The sequence below is a fragment of the Promicromonospora thailandica genome, assembly GCF_024171955.1.
Lineage (GTDB): Bacteria > Actinomycetota > Actinomycetes > Actinomycetales > Cellulomonadaceae > Promicromonospora > Promicromonospora thailandica.
The window spans coordinates 224442-246085 of sequence record NZ_JAMTCS010000003.1 but is presented as its reverse complement, the minus strand read 5'-3'; the positions used below and the strand labels follow the sequence as shown (position 1 = coordinate 246085).

Below are 21644 nucleotides of genomic sequence, written 5' to 3'. Positions count from 1 at the left end.
CCAGTGACCACCGAGACGGCGACCACCGGGGCCTCGCTGGCGGGGGCCCCGGTGCGTCGCGGACCGCGGCCGGCCCTCCGGGGCCGGCCGCTGGGGGCCAGGCGGCTGCGCCGGCTCCTGGCCTGGGTCTTCGTCACGCCGCTCCTGGTGGTCAACCTCCTCGTCGTCACCGGACCGGGCCTCGCGTCCGTCTACTACTCCTTCACCGACTGGGACGGGCTCAACGCCCCCGGCTTCGTGGGCCTGGCGAACTACGCCGAGATGCTGCGGTCGGACGCCGTGGGCACCGCCCTGGTGCACAACGTCCTGTGGACCCTGTTCTTCCTCGTCGTCCCGATGACGATGGGCCTGGTCGGCGCGTTCCTGCTGTCCCGGCTGCGCCGCAACCAGGCGTTCTTCCGCGTCCTGTACTTCGTGCCCTACGTGCTGGCCACCGTGGTCTCCGCGGCCGTCTGGCGCCAGCTCCTGGACCCGGACGGCGGCGTCGCCGCCGCTCTGTCGACGCTCGGCCTGCCGTTCCTCGACCCTCTGGCGGACGTGAACTTCCTCGGCAACCCGTCGCTCGCGCTCGGCTCGGTCGCCTTCGTGAACACCTGGCAGTGGTGGGGCTTCCTGCTGGTGATCTTCCTGGCGTCGATGCAGTCCGTGGACCCGGCCCTGTACGAGGCGGTGCGGCTCGACGGCGCCGGACCCGTGCGCGAGTTCTGGCACATCACGCTGCCGATGATCCGCCCCACGCTCGTCTTCCTCGGGCTGATGACGATCATCTGGTCGTTCCTGGTCTTCGACTACGTCTACGTGCTCACCCAGGGCGGGCCGGCCGGCTCGACCGACGTGCTCAGCACCGTGCTGTACCGCGAGGCCTTCCAGAACCAGCGCCACGGGTACGCGTCCGCGGTCGCCATGCTGCTGTCCGTCATCAGCGCCGCCACGGTGCTGGGCTACCTCGCCCTGCGCCGCCGACTCCGGTGGGACGTCTGATGAGCGCCCCCCGGACGAGCATCCTGCGGCCCAGCGCCCCGCGCCCGAGCGCCCTGCGGCCCGCCCGCCCCGTGGCCGGACGGCGGCGCGCCCAGCCGGTCACCTGGATCGTGCTCGGGCTGCTGGCCGTGTACGCGCTCGGCCCGCTGCTCGTGCTCGCCGCCAACTCGCTCAAGTCGTCCCGCGAGATCGACACCAACCCGCTGGGTCCGCCGCAGAGCTGGAGCTGGAGCAACTTCGCCGGGGCCTGGGAGCGGGCCCACATGGGCGGCGCGCTGCTGAACAGCTCGCTCATCGCCCTGGCCACGGCCGCCGGTGTGGCCGTCATCGCCACCACCGCGGCCTACGCCATGACCCGGCTCGGCCTGCCGGGCGGTGGCGCGTGGATCCTGTGGCTGCTCGTGTCCTCCTCGCTGCCCATCCAGCTCTTCCTGGTGCCGCTCGTGAGCTGGTGGAGCTTCCTGGGCCTGTACAACCAGCCCATCGGCCTCGTGATCATCTACTGGGCCGTCTACAGCCCCTTCGCCACGCTGCTGGTCCGCGCGTTCCTCGTCGGCATGCCCCGCGAGTACGAGGAGGCCGCCCGGCTCGACGGCGCCGGCGAGCTGGGCGTGTTCACCCGCATCGTGCTGCCCATGGTCCGCCCCGCGGTCCTGACCGCGGCCCTCGTGGCGGGGCTGCAGGCCTACAACGAGTTCATGCTCGCGGTCACCTTCATCCAGGACCGCGACCTGCAGCCCGTCGCCCTCTCGCTCTACTCGTTCCAGCAGGGATTCACCACCGACTGGTCCCTGGTCAGCGCGGCCGGGCTGCTCATGGCACTGCCCGTCGTCGTGCTCTTCCTGATGATGCAGCGCACCTTCATCGACGGCTACGTCTCCCGGGGGATCGCCGTATGACCGCGCCGCAGAGTCCGTCCGCACACACCTACCACCGAGGAGTGCCCATGCCATCCGCCAAGGAGATCCTGCGCACCGCCGCAGCCGAACAGATCGACTCCGGCCTGGTGGACCTGGTCACGGTCGACAACTACGACCGCTTCGTCGGAGCGATGCTCGTGGCCAGCGACAGCCACCGCCTCATGATGGAGGACCTGGGCGACGAGCTGGTGCACCTGTGGTCCTGGACCCCCTGGGTCGACGGCCGCTTCGGCGAGACCGGCATCACCACCGACGAGCTGATCGCGCGGGCGGCCGTGCGCCGGTGGCTCGACGACGCCCCGCCCATCCACCGCGAGCCCAGCCGGGACATCTTCAGCGTGCTGCCGATCGACGAGGACTGGCGCTGAACGCGCCCCTCCGCCGTACGGGCGGCGCGTGAGCACGCCCACACCCTCATCCCCGTAGTTTTCTGCCTACAGGGTTTAGGCTGAGGGGGTGTCGCGCGCTCCCCTGAACCCGAGCACCGTCGTCGCCGAGGCGACGGCCCTGGCCGACGAGAGCGGCCTGGACGCCGTCACGCTCTCCGCGGTGGCCCGCCGGCTGGGCGTGCGGACCCCCAGCCTCTACTTCCACGTCCGGGACCACGCCGCCCTGCTGGACGGCGTCAGCACGGTCGCCCTCGCCGACCTCACGGCCCGCGTGGCCCGCGCCGTCGCCGGCCGCTCCGGACGCGCCGCCCTCGCGGGCCTGCTCCAGGCGCACCGCGCCTTCGCGCAGGACGCCCCCGGACGCTGGCAGGCCCTGCAGCGCCGCACCGGACCCGACGTCGCGGCCTCCGACGCCGCCCGCACCCTCGTCGAGCTGACCGACGCCGTGCTGCGCGGCTACGACCTCCCGCCGGACGAGCGGGTGCACGCCACGCGCCTGCTCGGCGCCACCATCAACGGCTACCTCACGCTGGAGCGCGTCGGCAGCTTCGACCACCGCGAGCCGGGCACCGACGTGTCGTGGGACCGCGCCGTCGACGCGCTCGACAGCCTGCTGCGGGGGTGGCCCGCGGCGTCGGCACCCGCCACGAGACCTGGCACGGCACCCGGCACAGGACCCGGCACAGCACCCGAGACAGGAAGCACCGCACCATGATCACCACCGCCCTCACGCCCGCGCTCGTGCACGGCGCCGCCGAGCTGGAGCGCACGCCCCGCGGCCTGCGCCCGCACCGGCTCCCGGCCTGGGTCCGCACCCGGTTCCCCGACCCGCAGCTGCTGATGATGGAGGCACAGCCGTCGGGCGTGCGCCTGCGGCTGCGGACGACGGCGCGCACCGTCACGCTCGTGTCCCACCCGACGCGGCTCGTCTACCGGGGCGCGGACCGCCCGCGCGGCGCCGTCGACCTGGTGGTCGACGGCGAGCCGGTCGCGAGCGAGCCGCTCGACGGCGGCGACGTGATCGAGACCGACCTCGGCACGGGCAGCACCGAGCTGCGGCCCGGACCCGCGTGCACCACGACCTTCACCGGGCTGCGCGAGGGCGACAAGCTCGTCGAGGTCTGGCTGCCGCACAACGAGTCGGTCGAGCTCGTCGAGCTGCGCACCGACGCACCCGTCGCACCCGCCGAGCCGGCCGGGCCCGTGTGGGTGCACCACGGCAGCTCCATCAGCCACGGGTCCAACGCGACCTCCCCCACCCGGATCTGGCCCGCCGTGGCCGCCCGGCTCGGCGGCGCCGACCTGCGCAACCTCGGCTTCGGGGGCAGCGCGCTGGTGGACCCGTTCCTGGCGCGCACGATCCGCGACCTGCCCGCCGACCTGATCAGCGTCAAGCTCGGCATCAACGTCGTGAACCTGGACGGCATGCGGCTGCGCACCTTCGTGCCGGCGGTGCACGGGTTCCTCGACACCATCCGCGACGGGCACCCGACCACGCCGCTCGTGCTCGCCTCGCCGATCTTCGCGGGCATCCACGAGGACACGCCCGGGCCGGGTGCCGTCGACCCGGACAGCCTCGGCACCGACCAGGTGCGGTTCGTCGCCACGGGCCGCCCCGAGGAGGTGCAGCAGGGCAAGCTCACGCTGCGCGTGGTCCGCGACGCGCTGGCCGCCGTCGTGGCGGGGCGGGACGACCCGAACCTCCACTACCTGGACGGCACCACCCTGTACGGCGCGGACGACGCCGCCGAGCACCCCCTGCCCGACGGCCTGCACCCCGACACCGCCACCCACCGGATCATCGGCGAGCGGTTCGCCGCGTACGCCTTCGCCGGCACGGGCCCGTTCGCCGACGGGGTGCGCGCCGGGGCCTGACGGGTTCACCCGCCCGCCCCTGGGCACGGCCGTCAGGCGGCGCGTTCCCGGGCGACCACCTCGCGCACGGCCGGTACCACCTCGGCCGCGAAGCGTTCGGTGGTCGCCACGTCGTCGCCGCCGATCAGGTAGGCGGTGACGCCGTGCTCCAGCGCGAGGCCGGCGAGCTGTTCGACCCACTGGTCGGGCGGGCCGTCGAGCATGCCGCGCCCGGTCGGCGCGAAGCGCACGTTCATGACGTTCAGGAGCCGCCGCACGTCGCGCGGCGAGCGCCCGGCGTCGGTGGCCGCCTCGTCGATGCGGGCGTTGAGCCTGGGCAGGGAGGCGACGCCGTCGGGCAGGTACTCCAGGGTGGGCAGCCACCCGTCGCCGATCTCGCCGGCCAGGGCGAGCATGCGCCGCTTGTACGCGCCGATCCAGATCGGGATGTCGTGCGCGGGCGCGGGACCGCGCTTCGCCCCGGCCATCCGGTAGTAGGTGCCGTCGTGCCGCACACCGCCGCGGGTGTCGGTGTCCCAGAGGTCCCGGATGATCGCGACCGCCTCGCGGAGCGCGTCGACGCCCTCGCCGGGGGTCAGCCGCCGTCCGCCCATCGCCTCGATGCCGTCCCAGAAGGCCCCGGCGCCGAGCCCCAGCTCGACCCGGCCCCCGCTGAGCAGGTCGAGGGACGCGGCGGCGCGGGCGAGCACGGCCGGCGGGCGCAGGGGCAGGCTGAGCACGTTGCCGCTCAGGTGGACGCGCTCGGTGCGCGCGGCCGCGTAGCTGAGCAGGGTCCAGGTATCGAGGAACGCGGGCTGGTAGGGGTGGTCCTGGAAGGTCACCAGGTCCAGCCCGGTCCGGTCGGCCGTCACGGCCAGGTCGAGCACGTGGGCCGCGTTCTGGGCGCCGGGTGTCACGAACGTGCCGAACAGCAGGTCGTGGCCGTAGTCGGTCATGTCTGTCATCCCTCCTCGGCCGCGCGGACGACGGCGGAGCCGTCGCGCGGGTCGGTGTCGAACGGATCGGTGTCGAACGGATCGATGTTGAAGTTGTCGCGGAACAGGTTGGTGGGGTCGTACCGGCGCTTGAGGTCGCGCAGCCGGGCGAGCACGGGCGGCGGGAACGCGTCGTGCAGCCGCTCGGGCCGCAGGTCGGTCTCGAAGCTCAGGTACAGGCCGTCCGTGTGGCGGGCGAGCCGGTCCCACCGCGCGTCGAGGTCGTCCTGGTCCACGCCCATGGCGGTGACCTGGAACGCGGGCGTGCGGTGGGCGAACGCCGTGGCGTCCGCGGGCACGTCCGCGATGGCGCCGCCCATGGGACGCAGCTCGTAGAAGAACACCTGGCCGCTGCGCAGCAGCTCCGCGGTGTCGTGGGCAGCCTCGGGGGTCATGGCGGGCAGGAACGCGGAGCGCGAGACGGGCTCGCCCTGCCCGTGGTGCCCGTCCGGTCCCACGTCGGCCGCCTGTCCCATGATCTCCTTGTACCGCGTCAGGTACACCTCCTGCTGCACCAGCACGCCGAGGTCGAGGAACGGCGTGAGCCGTTCGACGACGACCTGCGGGTCGGGCGAGTCGACGATCGCGTACAGCTGGATCGTCGACTGTCCACGGCGCGGCCGCCCGGTGACCAGGAAGACCGTGGTGTCGCGGGGTGCGGCACCAGCCACCTCGCCGAACCGGAGCAGCGACTTCTCGATGTCGGTGCTCACCAGGGAGAGCTTGGCCCAGCCCACCTCGCCGACGTCGTACACCTCGAACTCGAACGCCGTGGCGACGCCGAAGTTCGCGCCCGCGCCGCGCACCGCCCAGAAGAGGTCGGGGTTCTCGTCCGCGGAGGCCCGGACCGGCGTGCCGTCGGCCAGCACCAGCTCGACCGCCCGCAGGTGGTCGATCGTGAGGCCGTGCGCGCGCCCGAGCAGGCCGATGCCGCCCGCGGTGGCCAGGCCGCCGACGCCGACCCCGCCGTAGTCGCCGGACCCGAGCGCCCACCCGTACGGGTCGAGCGCGGCGGCGACCTGCTTCCAGGTGGCCCCGGGGCCGATCCGGACGAGTCGCCGCGCCTCGTCGAGCACCTCGACGCGGTTCATCCGGCCGACGTCGAGCACCACGCCGCCGTCGTTGGTCGACCGGCCGCTCACGCCGTGCCCGGCGCTGCGGACGCCCAGCGGTACGTGGGTGTGCGCCCGCGCGAACGCCAGCGCGTCCGCGACCTGCTGGGGCGTCTCGGGCCGTAGCACGAGGCCGGGCGCCCCGCCGCGCAGGTAGTTCGAGCTCACCCCCAGGTACTCCCGGTCACCCGGCTCGACGGCCGTGGCGGCCAGGGAGTCGGGGACGGCGTCGTAGTCGATGCCGGCGCGGCGCAGGGCACGCGCGACCGCCGTCCTGCGCGGGCCGGTCCCGCTCCGGCCTGCTGTACCGGCTGTACCTGCCAGGTCCACGACGCGGGCGACGTCGTCGCTGTCGCGCACCGGCACCACCACGGGCAGCCCGTCCGCACCGAGCGCCTCCAGCTCGGCACGCCCGGCGCCCGCGGGCGCGACGACCCAGCGGGCACCGGCGACGAACCGCGGTCCGACGAGCAGGGCGGCGCTCTGCCAGGCCTTCTCCACCACGGACGGCACGGGCGTCTCGGCGTCGGTCGGCGGTGCGTCCGGCGCGTCGGCCGGGACCGTCCCGACGCCGATACGCTCGGTGCCGCCCGCGACCCACACGGCGACCGTCCACGGGTCGAGGCCCGCGGTCGGCGCGGACCCTGCCGCGCTGGACCCTGCCGCGCCGGACCCTGCCGCGCCGCCCACCACGACGAGGTCCAGGCCGCCGGCCTCGGCCTGCCGCGCGAGGGCCGCTGCCCCGCTCGCGCCGCTGCCTGAGCCGTCGCCGGGCTCCACCAGGATCCCCAGTGCGAGCTCCATAGTCTCTGTTCTCCCTGCACTCCGAAGAAGAAGCGGACCAAGGTCCGCTTGCTGTCGACAGAGTAACGGACTACGGTCCGGATATGTTCCCGGCCTCCTCGGACAACTACGCTCGGGACATGAGCACGCCCCGGACGCCCGAGATCACGCTGGCCGGGGGCCCACGCAGGGAGCGGTCGGACGCCGTCCGCAACCGCAACCGGCTGCTCGACGTGGCGGCGCGGCTCGTGGCCGAGCACGGCGCAGGGAACGTCACGATGGACCAGGTCGCGACGGCGGCGGGCGTGGGCAAGGGCACCGTCTTCCGGCGCTTCGGCGACCGCGCGGGCCTGATGCGCGCGCTGCTGGACCACGCCGAGAAGAGGTTTCAGGAGGCCTTCCTCACGGGGCCCGCGCCGCTCGGGCCGGGCGCCGACCCGGTCGACCGGCTGCACGCCTTCGGTGCGGCGGCGATCGAGCACCGCCTGCGCTACCGCGACCTGTACCTGGCCGCCGAGCAGCCCGCCGACCAGCGGTACTCGAACGACCCGCCGCACGACCTGCTCGCCCGGCACGTCGCGACGCTGCTCGTCGCGGCGGGCGTGCACGGCGACGTCGACCTGCTCACGCAGGGCCTGCTCGCCACCCTGGAGGTGCCGCTGCTGCACCACCTGAGCACGCGGCGCGGGATGCCCGCCGACCGTCTCGCGGCGGGGTGGGGCGACCTGGTCGACCGGGTGACAGGCGAGGGGTGACGCGCGCGGGCCGGAACCGCGCGCGCGTCACCGTGCACGGCGCCAGGGTCAGGAGATCTGGACCGACTCGGCGCTCTGGTTGAAGCCGTACACGTTCAGGTTCGCCGCCTCGTCGATGAACGGCGTCGACGATCCGGTGCCGTTCAGCCCGTTGTAGAGCTTGACGTCGCACCGGTTGTAGGTCTTCACGGAGTTGATCTTGTTCCGGAGGGCCGTGTTGATGTTGAACCGGCCCTCGTTGTCGCCGGTACCGCTCGTGCAGCCGACGGAGTAGTGGGGGTTGAACACCACGATGACCGAGTTGCGGAACCGGGTGGTCTCGTAGAGCCGAGCGACCACGAGACCCTGGCCGTAGGCGTAGTCCTTGCAGCCCGTCGTGCCGTCGACGACCGCGCAGTAGTACTTGCTGGAGACCGCGGTGGTGCCCGCCTCGCCGGCCGGCTCCTGCGCCAGCACCTGGTCGATGGTCAGCGCGTCGTCGCCGAGCCACTCCTGGAAGCTCTGCTCCGCCGCGGACCCGGGCGCCGCGGCCACCGCCGGTGACCCGGCGAGGAGGATCGCGGACACCGCCGCGAGCGCCACCGTCAGGGACCGTACGAATGCGTGCATGAACTCTCCTGGATGTCGTGTCGTCACTGTGCAGCGGCGCGCGGCACCGCGGGGCACGACGATGCACCCTCGGGGGCGCGGCGCGTTGCAGCATCCTGCAACGCGCCGACACGGGGCCCCTGCGGAGCCCGGTCAGCTCGCGAGCTGCCGCTTGAGGGTCTCGAGGTCCCACACGTTGGACATCTGCACGAACGTGCCGTGACGAATAACGGAGAGTCCGCAACTCTTTACGGATCGTCTCGCGACTCCGCCGACCGGCCCGGCCTCAGTGGGCCCGAGCGCGCACGAGGGGAGTCAGCACAGGGCCCGCCTTCCTGGTGGCCCACCACACGACGGCGGTGACGAGGACGACCGCCACGGTGGGAACGAGCTGCACGGCGGAGCCGACGCCCGCGGAGCGGTCGGCCAGCTGCGCACCGAGGTCGACGCGCACCACGAGCGCGCCGAGCAGGACCCCGGTGTTGAGGACGGCGTGCAGGACGACCGCGATCTCGAGACCACCGGTGCGCCACGTGATGATCGCCAGGCACGACCAGAGCACGAAGTACCAGACGTTGATGTACACGTCCGTCGAACCGTGGACCGCGGTGAAGAGCACGCTCGAGACGAGCACGCCGGCGACGAGCCCGGTCCGGCTGCTGCGCGTCCAGCTGCCGACCACGCGGAAGATCAGGCCCCGCACGCCGTACTCCTCCCCGGCGGCCTGCAACGGCGTGAGCAGGAGCGTCGCGACGAACAAGCCGATCAGGTCCAGTCGCGACCACTGCGCCTCGGCGGACGGGGCGAAGATCCCAAGGATGGTGACGAGCAGCCAGGCAGGGCCGAACACGACGAGCGCCTTGCCGAGCAGGTCGAAGCGGAATCGTGCGGTCACGGAGTGCAGCGACGCGCCGGGGACGCCGTAGAGCCAGCGCTGGACGAGCATGCTCCAAGGCGCCAGCAGTGCCAGGGAGAGCATCGATCCCGCGTGGTACAGCGGCGTGTAGTCGGTTCCGCCCACGATCGGCGTCACCTGCCCCATCTGCTGGTCGATCACGGCCAGGGCCCGCCCGATCACGGTCGGGAACACGACCATCCCGGCAAGCACCAGAGCGATCGCCAGCACGCCTCGCCCGATGCGTCGCCGGTCACCGACGAGGACGCGGTGGTACTCGAGCCCGCCGGGCACCGTGCCGGACGACCGCGGCTCGTCGGGACCGAGCAGCCAGCCGGACCCGGGGTGGTGTTGCGCCATGGACTTCTCTCCTGTTCGGCCGGCTCGCGGCTCGGGCCGTGCCAGAACGACTAGCACGGTGTGACAGTGGGACACTAACACGGTGTGCTAGTAGACTGGAGGTCGTGTGATCCGACAGACAGGAGCGACGTTGACCGGCTCTCGGGAGAAGGTGCTGCAGGCGGCGGCGGAGATGATCGCCGAAGACATGGGGACGAACCTGAGCGTCCGGGCCGTCGCCGCGCGCGCGGGCGTGAGCACCGGATCGCTCCGGTTCCACTTCCCGACCCAGCGCGAGCTGCGGGAGGCGGTGCTCCGGCGGATCTACGGACGGCTCGTCTCGGACGACCCGATCCTCGACCGGTCGGTGCCCCCGCGGGACCGCCTGGTCAGCTGCCTGCGGCAGGTGCTGGCGCCCGCAGGCGTCGGCGCCGAGGCGCGCCGGACCTGGACCAGGGCGTACGAGGCGTTCCTGGTGCCGGAACCGACGGAGCAGGTTCGCGACGCCTACCTCGCCTACGAACGCGAGGGGCTGCGCCGCATGGAGTACTGGCTCACCGTGCTCGCGGACGAGGGCGCCCTGCCCCGCGGGGACCACACCCGTGCCGTGCACTTCCTGCGCACGGTGCTCAACGGACTCTCCCTCGAACGGGCGATGCCCGCGGACGACCAGATCCTGAAGACCGAGACCGAGACGCTCTTCACCGCCGTCGACGCCGTGCTCGGGCCGGCCACGACCTGAGCACGGCGCCGCGGCGCGGAGCTCAGCCTCTCGAGGAGACGCTCGCCCAGAAGTCGTGGAGCATGCGCGCGCTGCGCGCGGGGTCCTGCAGCATCCACCAGTGCCCGAACCCGGCGAGCTCCTCGGTCTGCGCGCCGGCCCGCTGCGCCGCCCGCCGGCGCTGCTCGATCGTCCCGACCGCGTGGTCCTCGAGGGGGATGACGAACAGTCCGGGGCGCGCTGCCGCCTGGTGGAGCACCTTGCCCTGCTCGGCCATGGCGGGCTGCGCGACCGAGCGGTACAGCGACAGGATGTTGCGGGCCATCTGGTCGTCCTGTGCGGCGGCGACGACCTCGGCCACGTCCGCGGGGATGCCCCACTGGCCCATCCGCTGGGCCCGAGCCTCCACGCCGCCACCGAACAGCTCGCCGATGAGTGCCTCGCCGTCCGGGGTCTGCCACCCCTGAGCTGTCTCGTGCCACTCGTAGTCCGGCTCCAGGGTGCCGATGGCGTCACTGACCCAGCTACGGATCAGGTCGGGACGGTGCATCGCCACGCCGGCGGCGTGGGCGCCGCCGAAGCCGTGGCCCACCAGGTCGACCGGCGCGTCGAACTGCTCCAGCTGCTCGATGAGCCAGGTGCGGTAGCCCTCGATGGTCGCCTGGAACCCGTCCGGCACGGGGGCGCCGAAGGCGGGCGGTGACAGTGTCACCACGTCGTCGATCCCGAGCGCCGAGAGCTCCTTGAGCAGAGGCGTCCAGATCACGTCGGTCTCCGGGACGCCGTGCACCAGGACTCGGGTGCGTGCAGTGTCGTTCATCGAGCTTCTCCTTTTTGTAGCGATCGATGCGGAACGGCACTGTACTTAAGTAGCGATCGATGCGCAGTATTCCGCATCGATCGATCAGGAAGCAGTAGACTGGGGGCATGCCCACGATGAGCGAGTCGAAGGGGGTCGGCCGTCCCCGCGCGTTCGACCCGGACGAGGCCCTGGAGAAGGCCATGATCTTCTTCTGGCAGCACGGGTACGAGGGGGCCAGCCTCGCCGGGCTGACCAAGGCCATGGGGATCTCGACCACCAGCATGTACGCGACGTTCGGCAACAAGGAGCAGCTGTTCCGCAAGGCCCTGCGGCGGTACGACGACCACCCCGAGGGCTATCTCGAACCCGCGCTCCGGGAGCCCACTGCCCGGGGGGTCGCCACGGTGCTGCTGAACGGCGCGGTGAACGGCACCACCCGGCCGGACATGCCCCATGGCTGCCTCGGCGTGCAGAGCGCCCTGGTCACCTCCGACGGGGCGACACAGATCCGGGAGCTGCTCAACGAGCGCCGGCGCGACATCGACGCGCGGCTGCGCGAGCGCTTCGACCGGGCGGCCGACGAGGGCGACCTCCCCGCCGGCACGACTCCGGCCGTGCTGACCAGGCTCCTGTCGACGGCGATGAGCGGGATCGCGGTACAGGCCGCCGGCGGAGTGAGCCGGGAGGAGCTGCAGGCCATGGCGGACGCCGTCCTGCGGGCCTGGCCGGCACCCGAACCGGAGCCCGGACCGGCACCCGAACCGGCTCAGGTGCGGTAGGAGCCGAGGACCCGCCTCCCCCAAAGGTCGTAGATCGAGTGGGCACCCGCGCCCGATGTGCCGGCGCGGACGCCCCGACAGGCTGGTGGGGTCCGGAGGAAGCGCTCCGGACGCCTTCGACAACCTGCCGATCGCGAGGAGCGACGATGTTCTCGTCCCACGACCACCCACCCGCCGAGCGGCCGGACGCCGGCCCGGCCCGCGCCCGGCGAGCCGCGACGACCCTGGCCGCCCTCGCCCTGGCCCTGACCGTCGGCGCCCCCGCGGCCGCGGCGTCCGCCGACGAACCGGTGCCGCCCCCGCGGATCTCCGCCCCGGCCGGCGCGCACACCCTCGACCAGCGCGACGTCGACGCGTGGCTCGACGGCCTGCTGCCGTCCGCCCTGGAGAGCGCGGGCATCGCGGGCGGCGTCGTGACCGTGGTGGACGACGGCGAGATCGTCACCACCCGCGGCTACGGCTACGCCGACACGGGCACCACCGGCGGCGAGGCGGTACCGGTCGACGCCGAGAACACGCTGTTCCGCCCGGGCTCGGTGTCCAAGCTGTTCACGGCCACCGCGGTCATGCAGCTCGTCGAGAGCGGCGACGTCGACCTCGACACGGACATCGCCGAGTACGTCGACTTCGAGGTGCCCCGCAGGTTCGACGAGCCGATCACGCTCCGGACCCTGCTCACCCACACCGCCGGGTTCGAGGAGGTCGTCGACGGGCTCGTGACCAGCGAGGCCCCGGTGCTCCGCGAGGCGCTGGCCCAGGATCCGCCCGAGCAGGTGTACCGGCCCGGCACCGTGCCGGCCTACTCGAACTACGGCAACGCGCTCGCGGGCTACGTCGTCGAGCGGGTCAGCGGCACGCCGTTCGAGGAGTACGTCCGGCGCAACGTCCTGGAGCCCGCGGGCATGGCGTCCTCGACGTTCGAGCAGCCTCTCCCGGCGGCGCTGCGCGGCCGGATGTCGCACGGCTACGCCTCGTCCGCCGACGCCCCCGGACCGTTCGAGATCGTCGGGGCGCCGCCCGCCGGGGCGCTGACCGCCTCCGCACCGGACATGGCGCGCTTCATGCTCGCCCAGCTCGGCGAGCCGACGTCGGGCCGGCCGCTGCTGCAGCCCGCGACGCTCGACCTGATGCACGCCCCCGCGCTCGACGAGACCAGCCTGGGCAACCTCGCCGCCGCCCCCCGGATGACGCTCGGGTTCTTCGACGAGAGCCGCAACGGCCGCTGGATCGTCGGCCACGGCGGGGACACGCAGTACTTCCACTCCCACCTGCAGATCTACCCCGAGGAGGGGGCCGGGATCTTCGTCTCGCTGAACAGCACGGGCGCCGACGGCTACGCCACCCTGGCTCTTCGCGAGGCCGTGCTGCACGGCTTCACCGACCGGTACTTCCCCACGGAGTCCGGACCGGAGTCCGGCACCGTCGACGCCGCCACCGCCGCGGAGCACGCCGCGACCGTCGAGGGCACCTACGTCGGCTCCCGAACCATGCACTCCACGTTCCTGTCGGCGCTCGACGTGTTCAGCACCACGCAGGTGAGCGCACGAGCGGACGGCCGGCTGCTCCTCACGCCCGGCCTCGGCACCACCTCCCCCGCCCTGTACGAGGAGGTCGAGCCGTGGGTCTGGCGCGAGGTCGGCGGACAGCGCACCTTCGCGGTGCGGGTCGCGGACGACCGGGTCGAGGCCATCGGGTTCGACGGCGCGTTCGCACTGCTGCCCGCCCAGCCGGAGCGGCTCCCGGCGGTGGTCTTCCCCGTGCTCGGGCTGTCCGCCCTGGTCCTGATGGTGGCAGTGGTCGCGTGGCCCGTGGCCGCGATCGCGCGCCGGGTCCGGCGCCGGCCCCTGCCCGGGGGCACGAGCCGCGTGGCGCGGATCCTGGCCAAGGTCTCGGCGACCGCCGCCCTGGTCGCTCTCGTCGGATGGACGATGACGGTCCTGGCCGCCATGAGCCTGGACGAGATCGGCGAGCTGTCGCTGCGCCAGCTCCAGGTGCTGCAGGGCATCGGCGTGCTGGGCCTGGTCCCGGCCGTGCTGCAGGTGGTCGGCGCCGTGCGCCACCGTCACGGCTGGTGGCGCGTCCTCGGCACGGCGCTCCTGGTGCTCGCCCTGGCCGGCGTCGCCTGGTTCGCGTTCGAGTTCCGCCTGCTCGCGCCCTCGGTATCGTTCTGACGATGCCCACGACCGACGGCCCCCCGGGGTTCGACGACGCCCTCGTCCCGCACCGGGCCGGCAGGCTCGACGCCCTGCTCACGCGGCTCGGGATCACCGGCGTGCCGGCGCGCGACGGCGTCCTCACGGCGGTCGTGCTGGTGCTGTCGCTCGGCCTGGTGCTCGCGCTGTTCGAGCTCGCGCTCGGCACCGAGGACCTGTCGGTCGGCCCGGTGCAGGGCGCGGTCCTCGCCGTGGCGGTGTGCCTCCAGGCACTGCCGCTGGTGCTGCGCCGGGTCCGTCCCGTCCTTTCCTTCGGCCTGGTCGTCGCCCTCCACGCGGTCATCGTCGCGGCCTCCCCCACCGGCCTCTCCGTGGGCGGTGTCGCGACGCTGATCTCCGCCTACACCGTCGGCACGCTCCTGCCGGCCCGGCGCGCCATGGCCCTGGCCGGCGCGGCGGCGCCGGTCGGGGCGCTGACGGCGGCCGCGACGGCCGCCGTCGGGGGGCACGACCCGCTGCTGCCGTTCGTCAACGACCTCGCGGCGGGCATCGTGCTGTACGTGGTCAGCGCGTTCGTCGGCACCACCGTGGCCACCCGCCGCAGCAACGCCGCGCTGCTCCGGCAGCGGGCGGTCGACCTGGTGCGGACCGAGCAGGCCCGCACGCAGGCCGCGATCGTCGCCGAGCGGTCACGCATGGCGCGCGAGCTGCACGACGTCGCGGCCCACCACCTCTCGGGCCTCGTCGTGCAGGCCGCCGCCGTCGAGCGGCAGATCGACAGCGACCCGGAGAGCGCGAAGAGAGGCACGGCCTGGATCAGGGCGCAGGGCAAGGAGACGCTCGACAGCCTGCGCCTGATCGTCGGCGTCCTCCGGGAGCGTCCGGGGGCGGACGGAGAGCACGCCGCCGACCCGCACGACGCGCCGCCGCCGGGGCTGGACGCGCTCGACGCGCTGGTCCGCACGGCGCGGGCGGCAGGCGACACCGTGGAGCTGACCCGCGCGGGCACGTCCCGGGACCTCTCCCCCATCGCCGACGCCGCGTTCTACCGGGTGGCCCAGGAGGCGCTCTCGAACGCCCGGCAGCACGCCCCCGAGGCACCGGTGCGGATCACCGTGCGCTTCGACGGGCGGGAGGTCTCGCTGGAGGTGGTCAACGACCCGGCGCCCGGACGCCGCCGGACGGGCACGGCGCGGCAGGGCATGGGCCTGGTCGGCATGCGGGAGCGGGCGCAGCTGGTGGGCGCGACCCTCACCACGGGCGCGACGCCGTCCGGCGGATGGCGCGTGCTCCTCACGCTTCCCCTGCACCCGGAGTGACCCCGCACCCTGCACTGCCCACCAGGCAGACGGCGGCGGGCGTCAGCCGCGGGCAGCGGCCGCGGTGCGGTCGCGCAGGAGGTCGAGCTTGTCCGCGGCCGGAGTGCCCGGCTCGGCCCAGTTGAGCACGATGTGCAGGTCGGCGCACTCGATCGTGAGGATGTCGCAGTCCAGGACGATCTCGCCCAGCTCCGCGTGCACCAGGGTCTTGCGCGACCGCCCGCCCGGCACCGTCTCGTACCGTGTCCACAGCTCCGCGAACCGCGGGTTCGCCTCCCGCAGGCCGCTGACCAGCTCGGCGACGGCCCGGTCGTCCGGGTACCGGTCGGCGGCCCGGCGCAGGTCCGCGACCATGCGCCGCTCGAACGCGTCGGTGTGCGCGGCGTCCCGCTCGATCCGCGAGCCACCCTCCTGCCGCCCGGATCCGAAGTGCCCCCACGCCAGGTTCTGCGCACGGGCACCGGGCTCGGCCGGGTCCCCGAACAGCTGCGCCCACAACGGGTTCCACTGCACCGGGTCCCACGCCGCGGTGAACACCGCCAGCGGGGTGTCGCTCATCCGGTCGATCATGCGCTGCACACCCCGCGGCACCTCGTGCGGCACCGAGCCCGACGGCGGGGCGACAGCACCGGCCAACCGGTACAAGAGCTCGCGATCGACCGCGTTCAACCGCAGCACCTGCGCGAACGCACCCAGCACCTGCGCCGACGGGTTCGCCGCGCGGCCCTGTTCGAGCTGCACCAGGTAGTCGACCGAGATGCCGACCAGCAGCGCCAGCTCCTCGCGGCGCAGTCCTGGTACCCGCCGGTCGCCGCCGCTCGGCATACCGACGTCGGCCGGGCCGATCCGGCCGCGCCACGCCCGCAGGGCGGCCCCCAGCTCCGTGTGGGTTCTCATCGCTCCAGTATGCGCCGCACCGCCGCGCACCGGGTGGTACCCGCACTCCCAGGCACGTCGTTCCTGGGGACGTCCGGCGCCTGGAGGGCCCGCCCCGACCGGCCGAGGATCGATGCGTGGCCGAGATCCGGTCGCACTCCAGGAAGGACAACCACGATGGCTGCGAACAACGCAGGCTACGACGCGCCGCTGGACAGCGCCGACTACACGAAGGTCACTGTCGACGGCCTCACCTTCAACGTCTACGACAAGGGCGACGGACCCGCCGTGCTGATGTTCCACGGCGGGCCGGCCACCTCGCAGGAGTTCCGGCACAACGCACCGGCGCTGGTCGAGGCCGGGTTCCGGGTCGTCGCCCCGGACCTGCTCGGCAACGGCGACTCCGACCGTCCCGACGACGTCTCCCTGTACACGATGCGCAAGGACTACGAGCACGGCCTGGGCATCGCGGACGCGCTCGGCCTGGACACCTTCGACGTCGTCGGCCAGGACCGGGGCGCACCCCCGGCCTGGTTCCTGGCGGCCCTGAACCCGGACCGGGTCCGCCGGATCGTCAGCACCAACGTGGGGCACCTCAACGGGTTCTTCACCGCGGGCATCGGCCAGCGCGAGCAGTCCTGGTACATGCTGTTCGCCCAGTTCGACGTCGCCGAGGAGGCGATGAAGGCCGACGACTGGGCGCTGTTCCGGACCTGGATGCGGCACCACCCCGAGGTCGACTCCTGGATCGAGTCGCTCTCGCGGACGCCGAACGGGCTGCTCACCGGCTCCCTGAACTGGTATCGGGCCAACAGCAACCCGGACCACCCCTCGGAGACGGAGCTGCTGCCCAAGGTGAGCGCACCGACCCTCGTCATCTACTCCGGCAACGACCCCTACCTGGGGCTGGAGCAGATCGGGACCTCCGCACTGCACCTGGACGGGCCGCTGCGCATGGAGCGGATCGACGGTGCCGGCCACTACGTGTCGGTGACCGCACCGAAGCAGTGGAACCGCGCCGTCCTCGACTTCCTGCAGGCCACGGACGACGAGCTGTAAGGGGACGCCGCACCCGCCGGCACACCACCGCACGGCCGGGTCATACCGGGTCGCCCCGGCACGACCCGGCCGTCGGCGAGAACGCTCACCAGACATCCGCCAGGACGGAAAGGAAGACCCGACATGTCGACACGCACGATCCGGTTCGGCGTCGTCAGCCACAGCCACGCGCCCGTGCCGGTGCTCACCGAGGAAGCGCGCCGGGCGCAGCAGGCCGGCTTCGACGTCTTCATGCTCGCCGACCATCTGGGCATGAACGCGCCGCTGCCACCCCTGGTGGCCGTCGCGGCCGCCGCGCCCTCGATCCGGGTCGGCACCCACGTGCTCAACTCGTCCTTCTACCGGCCGGCGCTGCTGGCACGGGACCTGGCCGGCGTCGACTCGGCGACGGACGGCCGGCTGGAGATCGGGCTCGGCAGCGGCTACGTCGAGGCGGAGTTCGCCGAGGCCGGCCTACCGTTCCCCTCGCCTCGTGAGCGCGTCGACCACCTCGCCTGGACCGCCACCGAGCTGCGTCGACTCCTGTCCGACCCGGACTACTCCCCCGCCCCGGTCCAGGCCCCGCCGCCGATCATGATCGGCGGCAACGGCGACCGCGTCCTGACCACGGCGGCGGCCCACGCCGACATCGTCGCGTTCAACACGCTGGGCACCCGGGACGACCTCACCGAGCGCGTCCGCTTCCTCCTCCGGCAAGCGGGCGACCGGGCCGACGGGCTCGAGCTCTCGTTCGGCTTCTTCCAGACGGGGCTCGACGACCCGGACGACCTGTCCATCATGCGGCTGCTCGTGCCGGGCGCGGACGACGACGAGCTCCGGAGCCGCGCCGTCTACCTCGGCGGCCCTGTCGAGCGGGCTGCCGAGACCATCCTCTCGATGCGGGACGAGCTCGGCATCACCTACTTCACCCTGAACTACACGCCCGGCGTGCGCTGGGAGTCGCTGGCCGCGCTCGTGGCGGCCGTCGGATGACCGCTCACCCGCAGCCAAGGACGTAGCCGGCGGCTGGTCCCACGGCGTATGCGTTCGCCGTGGGACCAGCCCCTCCGCTCGTGCCCTTCCCCCCAACCCACAGGACTACGGGTGCGTCACTACTTCTTGACCGTGTTGCCGCTCGCGAGCTCCATGAAGATGGCGACGTGCGCCGGAGGCATCTTCGCCAGCTCCCCGCCGATGGGCGACGGGCGCACCGCGCTGTCGATCATCTGCCGGGCGATCTCGGTCGTGACGGGCGGTACCGGGGCCTCGAGGTAGTGGCGCTTCTGCTCGTCCTCGGAGAGCCCGTCCGGGACGACGGGCGCATAGGGCCAGAAGTAGATCGGCGTCTCGGGCTCGATCCGCCAGCTCTCGGCCAGCGAGCCGGCGTCGATGACGTCGTAGCCGATCGACTCCACGAACTGCGTCACGAGCCGCTTGGCGGCCTCGTCGTCCCCGGCCACCGGGACCGTCATGCGGTCGGGGTGGCCCTGCGGACGAGCGTTGGCGTGGATGTGGTTCCAGTCGAAGTTGTGCAGCCCCTTGATCACGGTCGAGTCCTTGAGGTGACGCTGCACCAGCTCGCTCGAGGTGAGCGCACCGCTGTCGAGCTCGGCATGACGCCAGAACTCGGGGTAGTAGTTCGTCTGGTCGAGGACGACCTTGCCGGCGAGCTTGTCGGCCGGGAGCGCCTCGTAGCTGGCCAGCGGGAGCGGGAGCGCGACGATGTCTCCGGACTCGATCGCCTCGTCGACCGTTCCCGCCCGGGCGAGCGGCCCGAGCTCCTGGACCAGTCCGGAGATCGTCTCCGGGCCCCGCGAGTTGCTGAGGACAACATGGTGGCCTGCGGCGACGGCCAGGCGGGCGATCGCGCCGCCGACCAGCCCCGAGCCGATGATTCCGATGGTCTGTGTCATCACGAGAACTTTCCTGTGCTGGGCAGCGGCAGGAGCCGCTGCCGGGGATCTGTTCGGCGGAAGGGCGACGAGGCCCGTCACGATGACCGTGGTCGGACCGCGTCGTTCCCTCGGCCCTGTCGATCCTCTGCGCGGCCGCAGGGCGGTACCAGGCGTGTCTTTCGCTATGACCCGGAGTACCACCCAGTCCCCTGGGACTCGGCTCATACTCGGGGGATGCATTCCCGGACCGGCCTAGGCACTGCTCTGCGCGCGTGGCGAGCGACCATCGGCCCTGCCGACGTCGGCCTGCCGGTCGTCGGCCGCCGCCGGTCACCCGGCCTGCGGCGTGAGGAGCTGGCGCTGCTGGCCGGCATCTCGTTCGACTACCTGGTGCAGCTCGAGCAGGGCCGGGCAACCCGTCCGTCGGCCGGCGTGCTGCAGGCCCTGGCGGACGTGCTGCACCTGAGCACCGTCGACCGGGAGGTGCTCTACCGGCTCGCCGGCTCGGTGGTCCCGCCCTCGGGCTCGGTGCCGAGCGAGGTTCCGGCGGGTGTGCAGCGCATGATCGACCGGATGACCGACACGCCGGTGGCAGTCTTCACCGCGACATGGGATGCCGTGCAGTGGAACCCGCTGTGGGGGCAGCTCTTCGGTACACCCTCCGACCTCGTCTCCGGTCCCGGAGACGCACTGGCGCGCAACATGATCTGGGGGCACTTCTCCGCCGAGACGCCGGCCGGCGTCTCCGGTGTGGAACGGGACACGGCACACACCGATGCCTTCGAACGCATGATGGTCTCCGACCTGCGGCGCGCTGCCGACAGGTACCCCGACGACCGCGCCGTCACCGAGCTGATCGACGGTCTGCGCGCGGCCCCACGGTTCGACGAGCTCTGGGCGCGTTACGAGACCCTGCCGCTCGCGGGCTCGCACAAGACGATCGTGCACCCCGAGCTCGGGTCCATCACCGTCGACTGCGACATCCTCGCCGTCGAGCACGCCGACCTGCACATCGTCATGAACTGGGCCGTGCCGGGCACCCGCGACGCCGAGAAGATCGACGCTCTGCGGGAACAGGCAGCCACCGCGGCACGCTGACCGCGGGGCGCCGGGCCTCGGCGAGACCCGAACTACGTCGCGAGGCGGCGCGGCCCCGCCTCGTGCACCGCCCGGCGATGCACGACCGGGACCAAGGCGTCGCTCACGACCCACGTGCCACGACTCACGACCCACGAAGCCGGGCGCAGCCGCGTGCCGTCTGCCTGTGGCAGGCCTGGTTGGGAGGCCGGACCCGCCACAGGCAACGCCCGCGCGCTAGCCCCAGGTGCACGTGCCGTTGCGGCCGTCGTCGACCCAGATGCCCCACGCGGGGTAGTAGTTCGTGCCGAAGAACCCACGCGGCTGCGAGACGCGCGAGGCGCAGTACCAGGGTGCGATGGGTTCAGCGAGGTTGCCCGCGTCGGTTCGGACAGCCTTCCAGCCACCGGTCTGGTTGTTCACCAGGTAGCTGGTGCCGTTGTAGAGGAAGTCGCTGAAGTCGTAGAGCCCGGGGTCGTACAGCTTCCACATGCGCCAGTACTGCGTGGAGGTCGTCAGCCGGTAGGGCGTGTAGATACAGACGTACCCACGCGGACAGTTCACGGTGGACGGGAACCAACCGGGTGACTGCGTCCCACGCGCGGCACTGAAGTTGGTGTAGCCGACGGTTCCGCCGTTACGGCTGACCTGGGGGTTCGAGTTCAGGTCAAGGACGCCGACATCGGGTTCGAGGGAGGGGCCGGGGGCCGAGACGCCAGAGACGTCGAGCACCGGCTCGTAGGGCGCGATCGGATCGCTGATGCCCGCGTCACTGGCCGCGGCGGCGGTCGTCACGGTGCCCGAGAACAACATCAGCAGTCCTGACAGCGCCGCGACGACGCGTGTTCGAGATGACATGGCAGAGGAACCTTCCGTGCGGGATCTCGGTCTGGGGCGGTGCCAAGGGCTGGCTCTGTCCCCGCCCCCCACATTTCCCCCGCACGTGACATGCGACCACCTTGTTCGGCCGAGCCCGAACGCATCGGACCTGTCTGGGACCGCCAGGTGACAGCACTCGCAGCACTCCCGTCGCGCCGCTTCCCTCCCGGAGCTGCGCGGGAACGACAAAGGCCGCCGACCAGGTCAGATACCTGGTCGGCGGCCTTCACGCACCGACGTCTCAGCCGCTCTTGCGGCGGAACATCTTCTGCACCGGGCCGGTCGTCTCCGAGCCGTGCACGGCGCCCGTGTTGACGTCGCTCGCCGACGTGCGCTGCCGGGCCGCGTTCTTGCGGTCCAGCGCCTCCTTGAACCGCGCCTTCGCGTCCGCGCTCGGCGCGGTCGAGGCCGTGGGCTCGTCAGCGGTCTGAGCCTCGTCGGTCGTGGCCTTGTCGTCCGTCACACCGATCACCTCCTGTTGTTTCGGGGGTCCC

The 21644-nt window shown here is 72.7% G+C and carries 22 protein-coding genes; 13 read left to right on the top strand and 9 right to left on the bottom strand.

The window, feature by feature from the left end; translation table 11 throughout:
• The first annotated feature begins 3 nt into the window (after nucleotides 1–3).
• The 5 genes from APR03_RS06440 (at nucleotide 4) to APR03_RS06420 (ending at nucleotide 4165) form a co-directional block, all read left to right on the top strand.
• Complete coding sequence (locus tag APR03_RS06440; protein WP_253833797.1) at nucleotides 4–981, top strand: carbohydrate ABC transporter permease; 978 nt, start codon at nucleotides 4–6, stop codon at nucleotides 979–981.
• Complete coding sequence (locus APR03_RS06435) at nucleotides 981–1880, top strand: carbohydrate ABC transporter permease (RefSeq protein WP_253833795.1); 900 nt, start codon at nucleotides 981–983, stop codon at nucleotides 1878–1880. The genes APR03_RS06440 and APR03_RS06435 overlap by 1 nt, the downstream gene beginning before the upstream one ends.
• 47 nt (nucleotides 1881–1927) lie before the next feature.
• Nucleotides 1928–2269, top strand: a complete 342-nt coding sequence (locus APR03_RS06430) for a hypothetical protein (protein WP_253833793.1) — start codon at nucleotides 1928–1930, stop codon at nucleotides 2267–2269.
• 88 nt (nucleotides 2270–2357) lie between these two features.
• Nucleotides 2358–3005: a TetR/AcrR family transcriptional regulator gene (locus APR03_RS06425; RefSeq protein ID WP_253833791.1), complete on the top strand. Its 648-nt coding sequence runs from the start codon at nucleotides 2358–2360 to the stop codon at nucleotides 3003–3005.
• Nucleotides 3002–4165 (top strand): GDSL-type esterase/lipase family protein, encoded by a 1164-nt coding sequence (locus APR03_RS06420; RefSeq protein ID WP_253833789.1) that lies wholly within the window; start codon nucleotides 3002–3004, stop codon nucleotides 4163–4165. Before APR03_RS06425 ends, APR03_RS06420 begins: the two co-directional genes overlap by 4 nt.
• Before the next feature lie 32 nt (nucleotides 4166–4197).
• On the opposite strand, the gene APR03_RS06415 is transcribed toward APR03_RS06420, so the two are convergent.
• A complete protein-coding gene (locus tag APR03_RS06415; RefSeq protein WP_308216450.1) occupies nucleotides 4198–5109 on the bottom strand; it encodes an LLM class flavin-dependent oxidoreductase in 912 nt (303 codons plus the stop codon).
• Nucleotides 5106–7055 carry an FAD-binding oxidoreductase gene (locus APR03_RS06410; RefSeq protein WP_253833787.1) on the bottom strand — a complete coding sequence of 650 codons (1950 nt, stop codon included), beginning with the start codon at nucleotides 7053–7055 and terminating at the stop codon, nucleotides 5106–5108. The genes APR03_RS06415 and APR03_RS06410 overlap by 4 nt, the downstream gene beginning before the upstream one ends.
• 119 nt (nucleotides 7056–7174) lie before the next feature.
• Between APR03_RS06410 and APR03_RS06405 the strand changes: the two genes are divergently transcribed.
• Complete coding sequence (locus APR03_RS06405; protein WP_253833785.1) at nucleotides 7175–7789, top strand: TetR/AcrR family transcriptional regulator; 615 nt, start codon at nucleotides 7175–7177, stop codon at nucleotides 7787–7789.
• A 48-nt stretch (nucleotides 7790–7837) separates the two neighbouring features.
• Here APR03_RS06405 and APR03_RS06400 read toward each other — a convergent pair whose 3' ends face one another.
• Entirely contained in the window at nucleotides 7838–8398 is a 561-nt protein-coding gene (locus APR03_RS06400) for a hypothetical protein (protein WP_253833783.1), read from the bottom strand.
• A 265-nt stretch (nucleotides 8399–8663) separates the two neighbouring features.
• Nucleotides 8664–9632 (bottom strand): CPBP family intramembrane glutamic endopeptidase, encoded by a 969-nt coding sequence (locus tag APR03_RS06395; RefSeq protein ID WP_253833782.1) that lies wholly within the window; start codon nucleotides 9630–9632, stop codon nucleotides 8664–8666.
• 130 nt (nucleotides 9633–9762) lie between these two features.
• Between APR03_RS06395 and APR03_RS06390 the strand changes: the two genes are divergently transcribed.
• The gene (locus APR03_RS06390) at nucleotides 9763–10353 is read left to right on the top strand and encodes a TetR/AcrR family transcriptional regulator (RefSeq protein ID WP_253833781.1); all 591 of its coding nucleotides are present in this window, start codon (nucleotides 9763–9765) and stop codon (nucleotides 10351–10353) included.
• Nucleotides 10354–10375: 22 nt separating this feature from the next.
• Here the strand turns inward: APR03_RS06390 and APR03_RS06385 are convergent, their stop codons facing one another.
• A complete protein-coding gene (locus APR03_RS06385; protein WP_253833780.1) occupies nucleotides 10376–11152 on the bottom strand; it encodes an alpha/beta fold hydrolase in 777 nt (258 codons plus the stop codon).
• 107 nt (nucleotides 11153–11259) lie between these two features.
• On the opposite strand from APR03_RS06385, the gene APR03_RS06380 reads away from it, so the two are divergent.
• The 3 genes from APR03_RS06380 (at nucleotide 11260) to APR03_RS06370 (ending at nucleotide 15385) form a co-directional block, all read left to right on the top strand.
• Nucleotides 11260–11913 (top strand): TetR/AcrR family transcriptional regulator, encoded by a 654-nt coding sequence (locus tag APR03_RS06380; protein ID WP_253833779.1) that lies wholly within the window; start codon nucleotides 11260–11262, stop codon nucleotides 11911–11913.
• Nucleotides 11914–12059: 146 nt separating this feature from the next.
• Nucleotides 12060–14084, top strand: a complete 2025-nt coding sequence (locus APR03_RS06375) for a serine hydrolase domain-containing protein (protein WP_253833778.1) — start codon at nucleotides 12060–12062, stop codon at nucleotides 14082–14084.
• 2 nt (nucleotides 14085–14086) lie between these two features.
• Complete coding sequence (locus APR03_RS06370; protein WP_253833777.1) at nucleotides 14087–15385, top strand: sensor histidine kinase; 1299 nt, start codon at nucleotides 14087–14089, stop codon at nucleotides 15383–15385.
• A 42-nt stretch (nucleotides 15386–15427) separates the two neighbouring features.
• Here APR03_RS06370 and APR03_RS06365 read toward each other — a convergent pair whose 3' ends face one another.
• Complete coding sequence (locus tag APR03_RS06365; protein WP_253833775.1) at nucleotides 15428–16282, bottom strand: helix-turn-helix domain-containing protein; 855 nt, start codon at nucleotides 16280–16282, stop codon at nucleotides 15428–15430.
• 156 nt (nucleotides 16283–16438) lie between these two features.
• Between APR03_RS06365 and APR03_RS06360 the strand changes: the two genes are divergently transcribed.
• Entirely contained in the window at nucleotides 16439–17320 is an 882-nt protein-coding gene (locus tag APR03_RS06360) for an alpha/beta fold hydrolase (protein ID WP_253833773.1), read from the top strand.
• A 123-nt stretch (nucleotides 17321–17443) separates the two neighbouring features.
• The gene (locus tag APR03_RS06355) at nucleotides 17444–18292 is read left to right on the top strand and encodes a TIGR03621 family F420-dependent LLM class oxidoreductase (protein ID WP_253833771.1); all 849 of its coding nucleotides are present in this window, start codon (nucleotides 17444–17446) and stop codon (nucleotides 18290–18292) included.
• 119 nt (nucleotides 18293–18411) lie between these two features.
• Here APR03_RS06355 and APR03_RS06350 read toward each other — a convergent pair whose 3' ends face one another.
• Complete coding sequence (locus tag APR03_RS06350; RefSeq protein ID WP_253833769.1) at nucleotides 18412–19212, bottom strand: NADPH-dependent F420 reductase; 801 nt, start codon at nucleotides 19210–19212, stop codon at nucleotides 18412–18414.
• A 216-nt stretch (nucleotides 19213–19428) separates the two neighbouring features.
• Between APR03_RS06350 and APR03_RS06345 the strand changes: the two genes are divergently transcribed.
• Nucleotides 19429–20292: a helix-turn-helix domain-containing protein gene (locus APR03_RS06345; RefSeq protein ID WP_253833767.1), complete on the top strand. Its 864-nt coding sequence runs from the start codon at nucleotides 19429–19431 to the stop codon at nucleotides 20290–20292.
• Between the two features lie 216 nt (nucleotides 20293–20508).
• Here the strand turns inward: APR03_RS06345 and APR03_RS06340 are convergent, their stop codons facing one another.
• Together APR03_RS06340 and APR03_RS06335 are read right to left on the bottom strand one after the other, a co-directional pair.
• On the bottom strand, nucleotides 20509–21129 hold the full coding sequence (locus APR03_RS06340; RefSeq protein ID WP_253833765.1) for a hypothetical protein: 621 nt from the start codon (nucleotides 21127–21129) through the stop codon (nucleotides 20509–20511).
• Between the two features lie 262 nt (nucleotides 21130–21391).
• Nucleotides 21392–21613 carry a DUF5302 domain-containing protein gene (locus APR03_RS06335; protein WP_372494775.1) on the bottom strand — a complete coding sequence of 74 codons (222 nt, stop codon included), beginning with the start codon at nucleotides 21611–21613 and terminating at the stop codon, nucleotides 21392–21394.
• Nucleotides 21614–21644: the final 31 nt, after the last annotated feature.

What these genes read in the sequence shown, in the direction of transcription:
- APR03_RS06370 (WP_253833777.1), top strand. Translation starts at nt 14,087, where the DNA reads ATGCCCACGACCGACGGCCCCCCGGGGTTCGACGACGCCCTCGTCCCG.
- APR03_RS06400 (WP_253833783.1), bottom strand. Translation starts at nt 8,398, where the DNA reads ATGCACGCATTCGTACGGTCCCTGACGGTGGCGCTCGCGGCGGTGTCC.
- APR03_RS06395 (WP_253833782.1), bottom strand. Translation starts at nt 9,632, where the DNA reads ATGGCGCAACACCACCCCGGGTCCGGCTGGCTGCTCGGTCCCGACGAG.
- APR03_RS06415 (WP_308216450.1), bottom strand. Translation starts at nt 5,109, where the DNA reads ATGACAGACATGACCGACTACGGCCACGACCTGCTGTTCGGCACGTTC.
- APR03_RS06365 (WP_253833775.1), bottom strand. Translation starts at nt 16,282, where the DNA reads ATGAGAACCCACACGGAGCTGGGGGCCGCCCTGCGGGCGTGGCGCGGC.
- APR03_RS06420 (WP_253833789.1), top strand. Translation starts at nt 3,002, where the DNA reads ATGATCACCACCGCCCTCACGCCCGCGCTCGTGCACGGCGCCGCCGAG.
- APR03_RS06385 (WP_253833780.1), bottom strand. Translation starts at nt 11,152, where the DNA reads ATGAACGACACTGCACGCACCCGAGTCCTGGTGCACGGCGTCCCGGAG.
- APR03_RS06435 (WP_253833795.1), top strand. Translation starts at nt 981, where the DNA reads ATGAGCGCCCCCCGGACGAGCATCCTGCGGCCCAGCGCCCCGCGCCCG.
- APR03_RS06360 (WP_253833773.1), top strand. Translation starts at nt 16,439, where the DNA reads ATGGCTGCGAACAACGCAGGCTACGACGCGCCGCTGGACAGCGCCGAC.
- APR03_RS06350 (WP_253833769.1), bottom strand. Translation starts at nt 19,212, where the DNA reads ATGACACAGACCATCGGAATCATCGGCTCGGGGCTGGTCGGCGGCGCG.
- APR03_RS06430 (WP_253833793.1), top strand. Translation starts at nt 1,928, where the DNA reads ATGCCATCCGCCAAGGAGATCCTGCGCACCGCCGCAGCCGAACAGATC.
- APR03_RS06410 (WP_253833787.1), bottom strand. Translation starts at nt 7,055, where the DNA reads ATGGAGCTCGCACTGGGGATCCTGGTGGAGCCCGGCGACGGCTCAGGC.
- APR03_RS06405 (WP_253833785.1), top strand. Translation starts at nt 7,175, where the DNA reads ATGAGCACGCCCCGGACGCCCGAGATCACGCTGGCCGGGGGCCCACGC.
- APR03_RS06340 (WP_253833765.1), bottom strand. Translation starts at nt 21,129, where the DNA reads ATGTCATCTCGAACACGCGTCGTCGCGGCGCTGTCAGGACTGCTGATG.
- APR03_RS06355 (WP_253833771.1), top strand. Translation starts at nt 17,444, where the DNA reads ATGTCGACACGCACGATCCGGTTCGGCGTCGTCAGCCACAGCCACGCG.
- APR03_RS06380 (WP_253833779.1), top strand. Translation starts at nt 11,260, where the DNA reads ATGCCCACGATGAGCGAGTCGAAGGGGGTCGGCCGTCCCCGCGCGTTC.
- APR03_RS06345 (WP_253833767.1), top strand. Translation starts at nt 19,429, where the DNA reads ATGCATTCCCGGACCGGCCTAGGCACTGCTCTGCGCGCGTGGCGAGCG.
- APR03_RS06375 (WP_253833778.1), top strand. Translation starts at nt 12,060, where the DNA reads ATGTTCTCGTCCCACGACCACCCACCCGCCGAGCGGCCGGACGCCGGC.